This is a genomic window from Cellulosimicrobium sp. TH-20, assembly GCF_002105775.1.
In the GTDB taxonomy this organism is placed as follows: Bacteria; Actinomycetota; Actinomycetes; order Actinomycetales; family Cellulomonadaceae; genus Cellulosimicrobium; species Cellulosimicrobium funkei.
Window position 1 is genome coordinate 2,240,871 of record NZ_CP020857.1, and the last position, 14,254, is coordinate 2,255,124.

Annotated in this window: 11 protein-coding genes; 10 read left to right on the forward strand and 1 reads right to left on the reverse strand. The window is 75.0% G+C overall.

The window, feature by feature from the left end:
* The first annotated feature begins 178 nt into the window (after positions 1-178).
* From B8281_RS09830 to B8281_RS09875, 10 genes are all read left to right on the forward strand, one after another.
* Complete coding sequence (locus tag B8281_RS09830; protein WP_232322530.1) at positions 179-1,213, forward strand: 3-oxoacyl-ACP synthase III family protein; 1,035 nt, start codon at positions 179-181, stop codon at positions 1,211-1,213.
* Positions 1,210-2,001 carry a glycosyltransferase family 2 protein gene (locus tag B8281_RS09835; protein ID WP_232322531.1) on the forward strand — a complete coding sequence of 264 codons (792 nt, stop codon included), beginning with the start codon at positions 1,210-1,212 and terminating at the stop codon, positions 1,999-2,001. Before B8281_RS09830 ends, B8281_RS09835 begins: the two co-directional genes overlap by 4 nt.
* Entirely contained in the window at positions 1,998-3,290 is a 1,293-nt protein-coding gene (locus tag B8281_RS09840; protein WP_198163044.1) for a cytochrome P450, read from the forward strand. The genes B8281_RS09835 and B8281_RS09840 overlap by 4 nt, the downstream gene beginning before the upstream one ends.
* Positions 3,287-5,143, forward strand: coding sequence for a class I adenylate-forming enzyme family protein (locus B8281_RS09845; RefSeq protein WP_198163045.1), 1,857 nt, complete (start codon positions 3,287-3,289; stop codon positions 5,141-5,143). The genes B8281_RS09840 and B8281_RS09845 overlap by 4 nt, the downstream gene beginning before the upstream one ends.
* Positions 5,140-6,120, forward strand: coding sequence for an NAD(P)-dependent oxidoreductase (locus B8281_RS09850; protein WP_085387616.1), 981 nt, complete (start codon positions 5,140-5,142; stop codon positions 6,118-6,120). Before B8281_RS09845 ends, B8281_RS09850 begins: the two co-directional genes overlap by 4 nt.
* Positions 6,121-6,249: 129 nt before the next feature.
* Positions 6,250-8,121: an alpha-glucosidase gene (locus B8281_RS09855; protein WP_085387617.1), complete on the forward strand. Its 1,872-nt coding sequence runs from the start codon at positions 6,250-6,252 to the stop codon at positions 8,119-8,121.
* A gap of 376 nt (positions 8,122-8,497) precedes the next feature.
* On the forward strand, positions 8,498-10,411 hold the full coding sequence (locus tag B8281_RS09860; protein WP_085387618.1) for an acetolactate synthase large subunit: 1,914 nt from the start codon (positions 8,498-8,500) through the stop codon (positions 10,409-10,411).
* Positions 10,412-10,509: 98 nt separating this feature from the next.
* Positions 10,510-11,034 carry an acetolactate synthase small subunit gene (gene ilvN / locus B8281_RS09865; protein WP_021481958.1) on the forward strand — a complete coding sequence of 175 codons (525 nt, stop codon included), beginning with the start codon at positions 10,510-10,512 and terminating at the stop codon, positions 11,032-11,034.
* Positions 11,035-11,148: 114 nt separating this feature from the next.
* The gene (gene ilvC, locus B8281_RS09870) at positions 11,149-12,174 is read left to right on the forward strand and encodes a ketol-acid reductoisomerase (protein ID WP_021481959.1); all 1,026 of its coding nucleotides are present in this window, start codon (positions 11,149-11,151) and stop codon (positions 12,172-12,174) included.
* Positions 12,175-12,358: 184 nt separating this feature from the next.
* Positions 12,359-12,898: an ASCH domain-containing protein gene (locus B8281_RS09875; protein ID WP_085387619.1), complete on the forward strand. Its 540-nt coding sequence runs from the start codon at positions 12,359-12,361 to the stop codon at positions 12,896-12,898.
* A gap of 73 nt (positions 12,899-12,971) precedes the next feature.
* Here the strand turns inward: B8281_RS09875 and B8281_RS09880 are convergent, their stop codons facing one another.
* Positions 12,972-14,192: an ROK family transcriptional regulator gene (locus B8281_RS09880; protein ID WP_085387620.1), complete on the reverse strand. Its 1,221-nt coding sequence runs from the start codon at positions 14,190-14,192 to the stop codon at positions 12,972-12,974.
* Positions 14,193-14,254 lie beyond the last annotated feature (62 nt).

A 14,254-nucleotide genomic window follows, 5' to 3' on the forward strand; every position in this document is an offset into this window, starting at 1 on the left:
TGGCGCACCGGGGAGGCCACGGGGCGGCCGCGCCGCCGTCCGGGGATGGGCACTTCACCCCATCGGAACCTGTGGACGACCGCCGTCCGAGGGGGTCTGCTTGGCTACTGTGTCGCGCGTGCCAGAGAACCCACCCCGCCCGGTAGCCCCCGGGTCCGCTCCCATGCGTCCCGCGGCGGTGATCGCCGCCGTCGGGGTCCACCTGCCCGAGCGCGTGGTCGACGTGCGCGAGGCGGAGCGCGCGCTCGCGGAGCGCAACCCGGGCGCGGCGCCGCGCGTGCCGATGGTCTCGCGCCTCACGGGCGTGCGGCAGGTCCGCGTGCTCCCCGACGACTGGGACGCCTCCGACCTCGCCGTCGCGGCCGCGGAGAAGCTGCTCGCGACCCAGGGCCTCGCGCCCGACGACGTCGACCTGCTGCTCTTCGCGTCGGCGAGCCAGGACATGGTCGAGCCCGCGACGAGCCACATCGTCGCCGCGAAGCTCGGGGTCCGGGCGCCCGTCATGGACGTCAAGAACGCGTGCAACTCCGTGCTCAACGCCATCGAGGTCGCCGAGGCGCTCGTCGCGACGGGCCGGTACGGCACCGTGCTCGTCGCGTGCGGGGAGGCGCCGTCGCGCGCCGTGCGCTGGGACGTCCCCGACCGCGCGACCTACCTGCTCTCCGCCCCGGGCTACACCATGTCCGACGCCGGGGCCGCCGTCCTCGTGCGCCGCACCACCGCGGCGGAGGCCGACGCGCGCGACGGCTCCGGCGCCCCCGCGCCCCGCGGCATCCTCGCGAGCGCGTTCGGCGCCGAGTCGACGCACTGGGACGTCGGCATGCTCCCCGGGGGCGGCACCGCGCACCCCCGCGACCTCGAGCGCACCTACTTCGAGATCGACGGGTCGCGGCTCCGGGACGCGTTCCTCGCGCTCGGGCCGGGGGTCGTCCTCGACGCGCTCGGCCGTGCGGGGCTCACGTGGGACGACGTCGCGCTCGTCGCCGTGCACCAGGTCGCCGTCGCCTACCTCGACGACGTGCACGCCGCGCTCGGCCTGCCGACCGGCCGCACGCTCGTCACCGTCGCCGACCACGGCAACGTCGCCTCCGCGACGCTCCCGCTCCAGCTCGCGACCGCGCTCGAGACGGGCCGGGTCGGGCCGGGCGACGTCGTCGTGCTCGTCGGCCTCGCGGGCGGCATCAGCATCGGCGCGACGGTGGTGCGGCTGTGAGCACCCGGCGGTTCACGCGAGGAGTGGCGAGCACGCAGCGGCTCGCCGTCGTGGTGCCCGCGCGCGACGAGGCGCACGGGATCGTCGCGACGCTGGAGGCGCTGCGCGACCAGCAGGACACGGACTTCGACCTCGTCGTCGTGGACAACGGGTCGTCGGACGGCACGGGCGACCTGGCGCGCGCGACCGCGGCGGCGTGGGGCATGACGCGGTGGCGCGTCGTCGACGAGCCGCAGAAGGGCACGGGCGCGGCGGCCGACACGGGGATGCGGGCGGCGATCGCGCAGGGCGCGACGCACCTCGCGCGCACCGACGCCGACTGCCTGCCGCTGCCCGACTGGACCCGACGCGTGCGCGCCGCGTTCGCGAGCGGGCACGACCTCGTCGCGGGACGGCTCGTGCCGCGCACCGACGACCGCCCGGTCTCGCGCGTCCAGCAGGGCGTGCTCTCCGCGGCGGTGAGCGTCGCGAGCACGTTCGGGCGCTTCCGCCCCGGCAACCAGGACCCGTCCTACCTCGGGCCCTACGTCATGGCGCCGGGCTGCAACATGGCGATCACGGCGGCGCTGTACGAGGCGGCGGGCGGGTTCCCGCGCACCGCGATCGAGGACGTCCACGAGGACCGGGCGCTCGTCAACGCGGTGCGCCGCCTCACGCGGCGGTACGGCGCGCACCGCGACGTCGTCGTGCGGGCCTCCACGCGCCGGGCGCACGCGTGGGGCCTCGTCCGCACGCTCGGCTGGTATGCCGACCACCGCTACCGGCCCGAGCTCGTGGACATCCGATGACCGGCACGGCGCTGGCCCCCGCGCCCGCCGGGCTCGCCGCGGCGATGCGTTGGGAGGAGAGGGTCCAGCGCGGGGCGCACCCGCTCGTCTACCCGGCGATCCGGGCCCTGCGGCACCGCGGCCCGGTCGTGCGCGTCCCCGGGATCGGGGTGGTCGTGTCCGACGCCGCGACGGCGCGCGCCGTGCTGCTCGACAGCGAGCACTTCTCCAAGGTGGGCCCGGGGTCGCCGTCGGACCTGTGGACGCCCGTGCTCGGCCCGTCCGTGCTCCTCAACATGGAGGGGGCCGACCACGCGCGCCTGCGCCGGGCGCTGTCGGGTCTCTTCACGCCCCGAGCGGTGCGCGACCTCGTCGCGGTGAGCGTGCCCGACGTCCTCGCAGGCCTCGCTCCGCGGCTGCTCGCGGGCGAACGAGTCGACCTCGTGGCGGAGACGGCGACCATGGCCGGGACGGTCGTCTGCGCGATGACCGGGCTGCCCCCGACGGACGCCGCCGTCCGTGAGGCGATGACCGCCGCGCAGTCCGTGGTCGGGCTCGTGCGCCTGCACCGGCGCAGCCTCACGCCCAGCCAGGTGCGGCACGCGCGCGCCGTCCTCGCACGGCTGTCCGCGCCGGCGCGCGACGCGTACCGCGCGGGGGACCCCGCGACCGTCCCCGGGCGCATGCGCGAGCTCGGGCTCTCGGAGGACGAGGCGCTCGGCGCCGTCGGCGCGTTCGTCCTCACGGGCACCGAGACCATCCAGTCGTTCGTGCCGCGCCTCGTGGCGCTCACCGCGGACACCGGCTGGCTCGACCGGCTCCTCGCGGCCGACCCCGGCGCAGGGCCGGAGGCCGCCGCGCTGCGCGGCCGCGTCGTCGAGGAGGCGCTGCGCGTCACGGCACCGACCCCCGCGATGCTGCGCTCGGTGCGCACCGACGCGACCGTGGGCGACGTCCGCGTCCGCGCGGGGGACCGGGTCGTGATCGCGACGATCTCCTGCTGCAAGGACGCCGGCCCCTTCGACCCGGACGCCCCCGTCGACCCGGCGGTGCGGCACCTGTGGTTCGGCGCCGGACCGCACTTCTGCCTCGGCATGCCGCTCGCCGTCGCGCAGGTGGACGCGGTGCTGGACGCGCTGCGTCCCGTCGTCACCGCGGGGCGGAGCATCGAGGTCGTCGACCGCGCCGTCGCGCGCGGGGTGCTCATCCCGGCGTACCGCTCGCTCGTCGTGCGGGCGGTCGGCGGCGAGGTGCGCGCGCCGGGTCCGGTCGCCGAGTCGGCCGCGTCGTCGGCGGGGGAGGCGGCGTGACCGTGCCCGACGCCGTCCCCCGCCACCTGCTCGCCCCGATCCTCGCCCGCGGGGCCGCCGGGCACGCGTCCGCCGACGCGGTCGCGCTCCGGCGCTGGACGCGGCCGGGCCGCCGCGGTGCGCGCGTGCGCGAGGAGGTCACGTACGCCGACCTCGCGCGGCGCGTCGAGGCGACCGCGACGGCGCTCGCGGCCGACGGCCTCGCGCCGGGCGACCGCGCCCTGTTCTCGGTGCGGCCCCGGCCGGAGGGCGTCGTGCTCGCGTTCGGGGTGGTCCGGGCGGGCGGGACCGTCGTCTTCGTCGACCCCGGCTCGACGCCGGAGCTCTTCGCCGCGCGCGTGGGTGCGGCCGGGCCGTCGCTAGCGACGACCGAGTCGCTCCTCTACGCCGTCTCGCGCGGGCCGCTGCGCCGTCTGGCCCGGTCACGGGGCCTGCTCCTGCCCGACTACGCGAGCCTCCCGCTGCGGCACGTGCACGCCGGCCCGTGGCTCCCCGGGGTGCCGCGCGGCTCGCGCGCCGCCCGCCGCCTCGCCGCGAGCCCGGTCGACCGCGCGGCGCTGCCGCCGCTCGATCCGGACCGTGAGGCGCTCACCGTCTTCACGTCCGGCACGACGGCGCAGCCGAAGGCCGTCGTGCACACGGCCGGGTCGCTGCTCGCCGGGTGCGACCTGCTGCGCGACGTGTTCGCGCTCGCGCCGGGCGACGTCGTGCACACCGACCAGATGCTGCTCGGCGTCCCGGCGCTGCTGGCGGGCGCCACGTGGTCCGTGCCGGCCGACCCGCCGGGCCGCGACATCACGACCTTCGCGCGCCAGCTCGACGGCGCCGCAGGCACGTACCTCGTGCCCGCGGACGTCACGGCGCTGCTCGACGCGATCGAGGCCGGGGCGGTGCCCGCGCACGGGCCGCGCGTCGCGCTCGTCGGCGGCGCTCCCGTGACCCGCGCGCTCCTGGAGCGCGCGACGCGCGTGCTGCCCGGCACGCGGTGGGTCGCGGTGTACGGGATGACCGAGATCCTGCCGGTCGCGGTGGTCGAGGCCCGCGCGAAGCTCGCGTACGCGGGCGACGGCGACCTCGTCGGCGCGCCGCTGCCCGGCACGGTCGCGCGGCTCGACCCGGTCGAGGACGAGGAACCCGAGGACGGCCGCGACGACGGCGTCGGGGAGCCCGGGCACGAGGACGGCGTCGGGGAGCTCGTGCTGTCCGGGCCGTCGCTCATGGCGGGCTACCTGCACGACCTCGACGCCCCCGCCCGGGGCGCGGGCGCACGGGCCGCAGAGCACCGCACCGGCGACCTCGCGCGCCTCGACGACGCGGGGCGGCTCGTCCTCGTCGGCCGCACGCGGGACATGATCATCCGCGGCACGACGAACATCTACCCCGGCCTCTACGAGCCGCGCGTCGCGGCGCTCGACGGCGTCGGCGAGGCGCTGCTCGTGGGGGTGCCCCAGGTGGACGGCGACGAGCGGGTCGCGCTCGTCGTCACCTCGGCGTCGGAAGACTCTCGGCCGGACGCGGGCACCGGGACCGACCCTCGGCCCGACGCCGGTGCGGCGGTGCATCTGGACCCGCACCACCCGCTCGTGGACCGGGTGCGCACCGCGCTGCCGAGCGTTCTCGACCACGACGCGCTGCCCGACGTCGTGCTGCACGCCGACCGCGTGCCGCTCGCCGGTCGCTCGCGCAAGCCCGACCGGGCCGCGCTCTCGCGCGCCGCCGCGCAGTTGGTGGCCGCCGCGCCGCTCGGGAGCGCCGCGCCGACCGTGCCCGCCGCTCCGGCCGGACCCGTCGAGCCGGTGGTAGCCGCCGCGTCGACCGCCGTCGGCCGAGACACGCCCGGCACCCGCGCGTGAGGGTCGTCGTCACCGGGGCGTCGGGGTTCGTCGGCGGAGCGGTCGCGCGCGGGCTGGTCGCCGACGGCCACGAGGTCTGGACGTCCTCCCGCCGCGACCCGGCGGTCGACGGCGCCCGGCACCTCGCCTGGGACCTCACCACCGGTCCGCTCGCCGACCCGCCCACGGTGGACGCCGTCGTGCACGCGGGCGCCGCCGTGTCCGACTGGTGCGCGCTCGACGTCGCGCGCGCCACGAACGTCGCCGGGACGCTCGCAGTCCGCGACACGTTCCCCGACGCCCGGTTCGTGCACGTCTCGTCCGGCAGCGTGTACGACCCGTACCGCCCGAGCGTCCGCGCCCGCGAGGACGAGGCGCCGGTCGCCCGGTACCTCGACGCCTACGGCACGACGAAGGCAGAGGCCGAACGCGCGCTCGCCCGCGACGTCGCGCGGCACCCGGACCGAGGCGCTGTCGTCGTGCTGCGCCCGCACGCCGTCTACGGGCCGGGCGACACGACGCTCCTGCCGCGCGTCGAGGCCGCCGTACGGGGCGGACGGCTCGTCCTGCCCGGCGGCGGACGCGTGCTCCAGTCCCTGACCCACGTGGGCACGCTGCTCGCCGCGGTACGCGCCGCCGTCGTGCTGCCCGACACCGCGGCCCGCGCGCCCGCCGCGGGGGACGGCGCGGCTGGAGGCCCGCTCGTCGTGAACGTCGCCGACGCCGAGCCGGTGGTGCTGCGCGACGCGCTCGCCGCCGCGCTGCGCCGCCGCGGTACCGCCGTGCGGGTCGTCGCCGTCCCGGTCCGCCCCGCCTGGGCGCTCGCGGGCGCGGTCGAGACGGTCGCCCGGCGGCTGCGTCGCCGCGAGCCGCCGCGCCTGACCCGGTACGCGCTGAGCCACCTCGCGATGGAACGCACCTACGACCTCGCGGTCCTGCGCGACGTCCTGGGCGTCGACCCGCCCCCGACGTCGTTCGCCGGGGCGCACGCGTGGTGAGCGATGCACCGGTGCTCGCCCCGTCCTTCGACCCGGTCGTGGGGGACGTCCGCCCGGCGTGCCGGACGCGCGCCCCGCGGCACGGTCGGGCAGGGTGAGGGACGAGACCTGGAGCAGAGAGGACCGACGATGTCGCAGCACGCCCGGACCGAGGCCGAGGACGCACGCCGCGGGGGGTGGCCCGGCGCCGAGACGCCGGCGGAGGCCCCCTGGTGGACGCGCTCGGTCGTCTACCAGGTGTACCCGCGCTCGTTCCAGGACACCGACGGCGACGGCATCGGGGACCTCCCCGGGATCACGCGACGCCTCGATCACCTGGAGCGGCTGGGCGTCGACGTCGTGTGGCTGTCCCCGGTGTACCGGTCGCCGCAGGCGGACAACGGCTACGACATCAGCGACTACGAGGACGTCGACCCGCTGTTCGGGTCGCTCGCGGACCTCGACACCCTGATCGAGGGGCTGCACGCGCGCGGGATGAAGCTCGTCATGGACCTCGTCGTCAACCACACGAGCGACGAGCACCCGTGGTTCGTCGAGTCGCGCTCGTCCGCGCAGAGCCCGCGGCGCGACTGGTACTGGTGGCGTCCCGCGCGCGAGGGCATGGAGCCCGGCGCCCCGGGCGCCGAGCCGACGAACTGGCGCTCGTTCTTCGGGGGCAGCGCGTGGCGGTTCGACGAGGCCTCGGGCGAGTACTACCTGCACCTGTTCGACACCAAGCAGCCGGACCTCAACTGGGAGAACCCCGACGTCCGCGAGGCGGTCTACGCGATGATGCGGCGGTGGCTCGACCGCGGCGTCGACGGCTTCCGCATGGACGTCATCAACCTCATCTCCAAGGACGTCGCGCCCGACGGCTCGCTGCCCGACGGCGAGGTGCACTGGGGCACGTACGGGGACGGGAGCCCGCACTACACGGACGGCCCGCGCGTGCACGAGTTCCTCGCCGAGATGCACCGAGAGGTGTTCGCGCCGTACCTCGCCCGGGGCCGGGAGATCCTCACGGTGGGGGAGACGCCGGGCGTGACGGTCGAGCACGGCGTGCGGTACACCGACCCGGACCGTCGCGAGGTCGACATGGTGTTCCAGTTCGAGCACATGGGCATCGACCACGGCGCGACCCGGTACGACCCGGTCCGGTGGAACCTCGCCGACCTCAAGGCGACCCTCGGCCGGTGGCAGGCGGGCCTCGCCCACCGGGGCTGGAACGCCCTCTACTGGGACAACCACGACCAGCCGCGCGTCGTCTCGCGGTTCGGCGACGACTCCCCGGAGCACCGCGTCGCCTCGGCGAAGGCGCTCGCCCTCCTGCTGCACCTGCACCGCGGGACGCCCTACGTCTACCAGGGCGAGGAGCTCGCCATGACGAACGCGCCGTTCACGCGGATCGAGCAGTACCAGGACGTCGAGTCGCTCGGGTACTTCCGCGAGCTCACCGGTCGCACGGGCGCCCCGCGCCTGCGGACCGACGGGGAGATGCTCGCCGTGCTCGCGCACGCGAGCCGCGACCACGCCCGCACGCCCGTGCAGTGGGACGCGAGCGCGAACGCCGGCTTCACGACGGGGACGCCGTGGCTCGAGGTCAACCCGAACCACACGACGATCAACGCGGAGGCCGCCTGGGCCGACGAGGACTCCGTGGTGCACTTCTACCGGCGGCTCGTCGCGCTGCGCCGGGAGGAGCCGGTCGTCGCGCTCGGCGACTTCCGCATGCTGCTGCCCGACCACGAGGCGGTCTACGCGTTCACGCGCGCCCTCGACGCTCCCGGGCCCGACGGCACGACCGTCCGGGACGAGCTCCTCGTGCTCGTCAACGTCGGCGGCGTCCCGCAGGACGTCCCGGTCGGGACGCTCGCGGGCTGGGAGGCGGCGTCGGTCCTCGTGACCACGCACCCCGGGCGGGCCGACGACGGCGCCCGGCCGGGCGCCGTCGGGCACCTGGAGCCGTGGGAGGGACGGGTGCTCCGGCGCACCGGGCCGCGCCCCGCACGTCCCAGTGCGTGAGACGGCCGCCTCGACACGTGACATCACCGGGACATGGGCGTACAGTCCCAGACGTGCAGACGATCCTCCTTGTAGTACTTCCTGAGCGCGCCCGCTGAGGCCACGCCACCAGGCTTCGTCAGCGCGCTCACCCCTCGTCCAGCCCGGCATCCCGGGTTCGAGGGGTTTTTTGTTGCCACCACAACGCCATCAGCACGGCAGACAGACCGCGGCAGGCCTACCCGGCCACCGCGAGCGCCGCACCCGCGAGACCCGCGAGGACCGGCACCCGCACACCGCGACCAGCACGACCGCACCACCACGGTCGGCTCCGGCTCCCGGCGGAGCGCCCCACGGGGCGCCCGCCGGGCCGAGGCCACGACACGCAGGAGACACCATGGCCCAGGGTCCCACCCCGGCACCTCCGCGACAGGGCGCCCCGGCGCCCGCCGCCGCGGCGCCGAAGCCCGCCCCGACACCCGCGTCGGTCGCCCCGCGCGGCGACGTCCGGCGCGCAGCCACGGCTCGCCCGGCCACCGCCTCGAACGGCGCCTCGACGGGCGAGGAGATGACGGGCGCGCAGTCGATCGTCCGCTCGCTCGAGGAGGCCGGTGCCGAGGTCGTCTTCGGCATCCCGGGTGGTGCGATCCTCCCGACGTACGACCCGCTCATGGACTCCCAGCGCCTGCGCCACATCCTCGTGCGCCACGAGCAGGGCGGCGGCCACGCGGCGCAGGGCTACGCCCACGCGACCGGCCGCGTCGGCGTCACCATGGCGACGTCGGGCCCGGGCGCGACGAACCTCGTGACCCCGATCGCCGACGCGAACATGGACTCGATCCCGCTCGTCGCGATCACCGGCCAGGTCGCCGAGTCGATGATCGGCACCGACGGCTTCCAGGAGGCGGACATCGTCGGCATCACGATGCCGATCACCAAGCACTCCTACCTGGTCACCGACCCGGACGACATCCCGCGCACCATCGCCGAGGCGTTCCACATCGCCTCGACCGGCCGCCCGGGCCCGGTGCTCGTCGACATCGCGAAGTCGGCGATGCAGTCCCGCACCACGTTCTCCTGGCCGCAGGACGTGCAGCTGCCCGGCTACCACCCGGTGACGAAGCCGCACAGCAAGCAGATCAAGGAGGCCGCGCGCCTGCTCGCGACGGCCCGCCGCCCGGTCCTGTACGTGGGCGGCGGCGTGATCCGCGCGAACGCGTCGGCCGAGCTGCGCCGCCTCGTCGACCTGTCGGGCGCGCCCGTCGTGACGACGCTCATGGCGCGCGGCGCGGTGCCCGACACGCACCCCCAGAACCTCGGCATGCCCGGCATGCACGGGACCGTGCCGGCCGTGGCGGCGCTGCAGAAGGCCGACCTCGTGGTGTCGCTCGGCGCCCGCTTCGACGACCGCGTCACCGGTGCGCTGTCCAGCTTCGCCCCGCACGCGCAGGTGGTGCACGCCGACATCGACCCCGCGGAGATCGGCAAGAACCGCGACGTGGACGTGCCGATCGTCGGCGACCTCAAGGAGGTCATCACCGACCTGCTGCCGGAGCTCGAGCGCGAGCACGAGGCCAAGGGCAAGCCGGACGTCGAGGCCTGGTGGCGCCAGATCGACGACTGGCGCGAGACGTACCCGCTCGGCTACACGGAGCCCGACGACGGCCACCTCGCCCCGCAGCACGTCATCTCCCGCCTGGGCGAGATCTCGGGCCCCGAGTCGATCTACGTCGCGGGCGTCGGGCAGCACCAGATGTGGGCGGCCCAGTTCATCCGCTACGAGCACCCGCGGACGTGGCTCAACTCCGGCGGCCTCGGCACCATGGGCTTCTCGATCCCGGCGGCCATGGGCGCGAAGGTCGGCCGCCCCGACGCCACGGTGTGGGCGATCGACGGCGACGGCTGCTTCCAGATGACCAACCAGGAGCTCGCCACCTGCACGATCAACGAGATCCCCATCAAGGTCGCGCTGATCAACAACAGCTCGCTCGGCATGGTGCGCCAGTGGCAGACGCTGTTCTACGACCAGCGCTACTCGAACACGGACCTGCACACCGGCCACGGCACGGCGCGCGTGCCCGACTTCGTCAAGCTCGCCGACGCGTACGGGTGCGAGGGCATCCGCGTCGAGTCGATGGGCGAGGTGGACGCCGCGATCAAGCGCGCGATGGAGATCGACGACCGCCCGGTCGTCATCGACTTCAACGTCTCGCGCGACGCGATGGTGTGGCCGATGGTCGCCGCCGGCGTGAGCAACGACGACATCCAGTACGCGCGGGGCATCTCGCCCGCCTGGGACCGGGAGGACTGAGCGAAATGCAGCGGAGGTTGAGGGCCGCAGTGAAGCAAGGCACTCGGCTGCAGCGCAATGCAGCCTCGATCCGACCCCTGTCCCTGGAGGACTGACCGATGTCCCGCCACACCCTCTCCGTGCTCGTCGAGAACAAGCCCGGCGTGCTGACGCGCGTCGCGGGCCTGTTCGCCCGCCGTGCCTTCAACATCCACTCCCTCGCCGTCGGCCCCACCGAGCACGAGGAGATCTCGCGCATCACCGTGGTCGTCGACGTGGAGGAGCGCCCGCTCGAGCAGGTGACGAAGCAGCTCAACAAGCTGGTCAACGTCATCAAGATCGTCGAGCTCGACTCGTCCGCGTCGGTGCAGCGCGAGCTCCTGCTCGTCAAGGTGCGTGCCGACGGCGCCCACCGCACCGGCGTCCTCGAGGTCGTCAACCTGTTCCGCGCGAAGGTGGTCGACGTCGTCCCCGACGCCGTGACCATCGAGGCGACGGGCACGGGGGAGAAGCTCGACGCGCTGCTCGGGGCCCTCGAGCCCTACGGCGTGCGCGAGATCGTGAAGTCGGGGACCGTCGCCGTCGGGCGCGGTTCCCGCTCCATCACGGACCGTGCGCTGGAACGAGTCGTCCGCTCCGCCTGACCATCGCCTACCCTCGCACCGAGACCCCCGTGGGCGTCGGCGCGCACCGGTCGCCGTTCCGCGCGACACCGCAACAGACCCCTGCACCGCAACGAAGAACCGAGGAGATCCATCGTGGCTGAGCTGTTCTACGACGACGACGCCGACCTGTCCATCATCCAGAGCAAGAAGGTCGCGATCGTCGGCTACGGGAGCCAGGGCCACGCGCACGCCCAGAACCTGCGCGACTCGGGCGTCGAGGTCGTCGTCGCCCTGCGCGAGGGCTCCAAGTCCGTCGCGAAGGCCCAGGACGAGGGCTTCGAGGTCAAGTCCGTGGCGGACGCCGCCGCGTGGGCCGACCTGATCATGATCCTCGCGCCGGACCAGCACCAGCGCTCGATCTACAACGACGAGATCAAGCCGAACCTCGCCACGGGCAAGACGCTCGCGTTCGCGCACGGGTTCAACATCCGCTTCGGCTACATCGAGGCCCCCGAGGGCGTCGACGTCATCCTCGTCGCCCCGAAGGCGCCGGGCCACACGGTGCGCCGCGAGTTCGTCGCGGGCCGTGGCATCCCGGACATCATCGCCGTCGAGAAGGACGCGTCGGGCCAGGCCTGGGACGTCGCGCTGTCGTACGCGAAGGCGATCGGCGGCACCCGCGCGGGCGTCATCAAGACGACGTTCACCGAGGAGACCGAGACCGACCTGTTCGGCGAGCAGGCCGTGCTCTGCGGCGGTGTGTCGCAGCTCGTCCAGTACGGCTTCGAGACGCTGACCGAGGCCGGCTACCAGCCGGAGATCGCGTACTTCGAGGTGCTGCACGAGCTCAAGCTCATCGTCGACCTCATGTGGGAGGGCGGCATCGCCAAGCAGCGCTGGTCCGTCTCCGACACCGCCGAGTACGGCGACTACGTCTCCGGCCCGCGCGTCATCGACGCCCGCGTCAAGGAGAACATGCAGGGCGTCCTCGCCGACATCCAGTCGGGCGCGTTCGCCAAGCGCTTCATCGACGACCAGGACGCCGGCGCGCCGGAGTTCACGGCACTCCGCGAGAAGGCCGCGCAGCACCCGATCGAGAAGGTCGGCAAGGAGCTGCGGTCGCTGTTCGCGTGGAAGCAGCAGGACGCCGACTACACCGAGGGCAGCGCCGCGCGCTGATCCTCGACCTCTGAGCTCGGCTCACCTCTGGGGGTGGGTGACCCCTGTCGCGCGACAGGGGTCACCCACCCCTTCGTCGTCCCACCGGCCCAGGCCGGCCGTTCGTCGTCGCGTCGCGACCGGCCGACGACCGGTGGGCGGGCGGTGCGGGTGGTGCGCGGCCCCGTGCGCCAGGATGGGGGGCATGACCCGACAGGCGGACGAGGGAGACCCGGTGACGGACGACGTGACGGTGGACGAGCGGGCGGCGGAGATCCTGGCGTTCTGGGAGCTGGCGCGGCCCAGCGCGGGCATGGCGCGGCTCGGCGTCGTCACGGGCACCACGGTGTCCGAGAGCGTGCCGCCTCCCGCGTGGTCGTTCGGGGACAACCCGGCGCTGGCGGACGACCTGCTCATGGCGGTGCTCACGGGGGAGAAGACGGCGACGTCGTCGGCCCTGTGGGAGTACGAGGAGACGGGCGAGGCGGTGCCGCGCGTCGGTGAGCTGTCGATCCTGCTCGACGGCGCGGGCCACCCGCGCGCGCTGATCCGCACGACGTTGGTCGAGGTGGTCGCGTTCGAGGACGTCGACGCGGACTTCGCGCACGCGGAGGGCGAGGACGACCGGTCGCTGGAGTCGTGGCGCGTCGAGCACGAGAAGTACTTCCGTCGCGTCCTGTCGCGCGAGTTCGCGCGGGACATGCCGCTGGTGTGCGAGCGGTTCGAGCTGCGCTACCCGCGCTGAGCGCGGCGAGGATGAGCGGTGGCCGGCCGTGCCACGGTCGGCCGGCCACCGCTCGCGAGGTAGGTGAAGAGGACTACCCCGGGACGGAGGGCGCGACGACCGGATGGTCCGGTCGTCCCGCGGCGGCGAGCAGGAGGGTGCGCACGTCCTCGGCGACGACGGAGCGCGCGCCGCGCAGGACGGCGAGCTCGGGGACGGCGCTCGCGACGACCGCTCCCGTCCGCTGGTCGGTGCCGCGCAGGACGGCGGCGGTCGCCTCGGCGAGCGGCGCGCCGCACGCGACGCCCGTGGGCCCGCCGAGCACGACGGCGTCGGGCTCGAGGATGGCGACGACGGGCTGGAGGACGATCGCGACGCGGAGCGCGAGGTCCTGCACGAGGTCGTGCACCGCGGTGCTGTCGCGGTGCGCGGCGAGGGCGGCGACGGCGTCGCCGTAGGCGGAGCCCTCCTCGGTGATGCCGGGGACCCCCGCGCCGGCGCAGAGCTCGACGAGGCGGAGACCGCCGACGAGGTCCTGCACGTTGACCGAGTCGTCGATGCCGGCGGCGGGCACGGGGAGGTAGCCGATCTCACCGGCGCCACCCGCGGTGCCGTGGTGCACGCGGCCCTCGAGCCACGCGCCCATGCCGATGCCCTCGCCCAGCCACAGCAGCGCGAAGCTCTCCTCGTCGCGGCCGGCGTCGCGCTCGGCGATCGCGGCGAGGTTGACGTCGTTCTCGACGTGGACGTCGATGCCGAGCGCGTCCTCGAGGTGTGCGCGCAGCCCGCGACGCGGCCAGCCGGGGAGCTCTCCGACGAGGGCGATGTCGCCGGTGCGCGGCGCGACGGCGGCCTGCACGCCGACGACCGCGGTCGCGACACGGGAGACGGGGATGCCGGCGTCGGCGCAGGCCTCGTCGCGCGCGGCGAGGACATCGGCGGCCGCCGAGCGCTCGGGACCGGCGGCGACGGTCGTCTCGCCGAGCGTGCGGCCGAGCGCGTCGACGACGCTGGCGCGCACCCCGCCGGGCACGACGTCGAGCGCGAGTCCCACGACGACGTCCGTCCGGGCGGCGTACTGCGTGGCCTGGGGGCCGCGCGCCCCCTGCACGGAGCCCGTGGGCTCGATGAGCCCCGACTGCTCGAGCCGTGCGACGATCTGCGAGGCGGTCGGTCGCGAGACGCCGGTGCGGTCACCGATCTGGGACCGGGTCAGCGGCCCGACGTCGAGGAGGAGCTCCAGGGCCGCGCGGTCGTTGATGGTGCGCAGGAGCCCCGGGGTACCGGGGACCCTCGACGTGGCGGGCGCGGTCATGGTCGGTCCTTCGACGGGCTTTAGGAAAGTTTACTAATAGTGGACCGCCTGAGCGCGGAACG

Bases quoted from the DNA above. Each gene is read 5' to 3' on its own strand.
- B8281_RS09840 (WP_198163044.1), top strand. From the start codon at position 1,998: ATGACCGGCACGGCGCTGGCCCCCGCGCCCGCCGGGCTCGCCGCGGCG.
- ilvN (WP_021481958.1), top strand. From the start codon at position 10,510: ATGTCCCGCCACACCCTCTCCGTGCTCGTCGAGAACAAGCCCGGCGTG.
- B8281_RS09875 (WP_085387619.1), top strand. From the start codon at position 12,359: ATGACCCGACAGGCGGACGAGGGAGACCCGGTGACGGACGACGTGACG.
- B8281_RS09880 (WP_085387620.1), bottom strand. From the start codon at position 14,192: ATGACCGCGCCCGCCACGTCGAGGGTCCCCGGTACCCCGGGGCTCCTG.
- B8281_RS09855 (WP_085387617.1), top strand. From the start codon at position 6,250: ATGTCGCAGCACGCCCGGACCGAGGCCGAGGACGCACGCCGCGGGGGG.
- B8281_RS09860 (WP_085387618.1), top strand. From the start codon at position 8,498: ATGGCCCAGGGTCCCACCCCGGCACCTCCGCGACAGGGCGCCCCGGCG.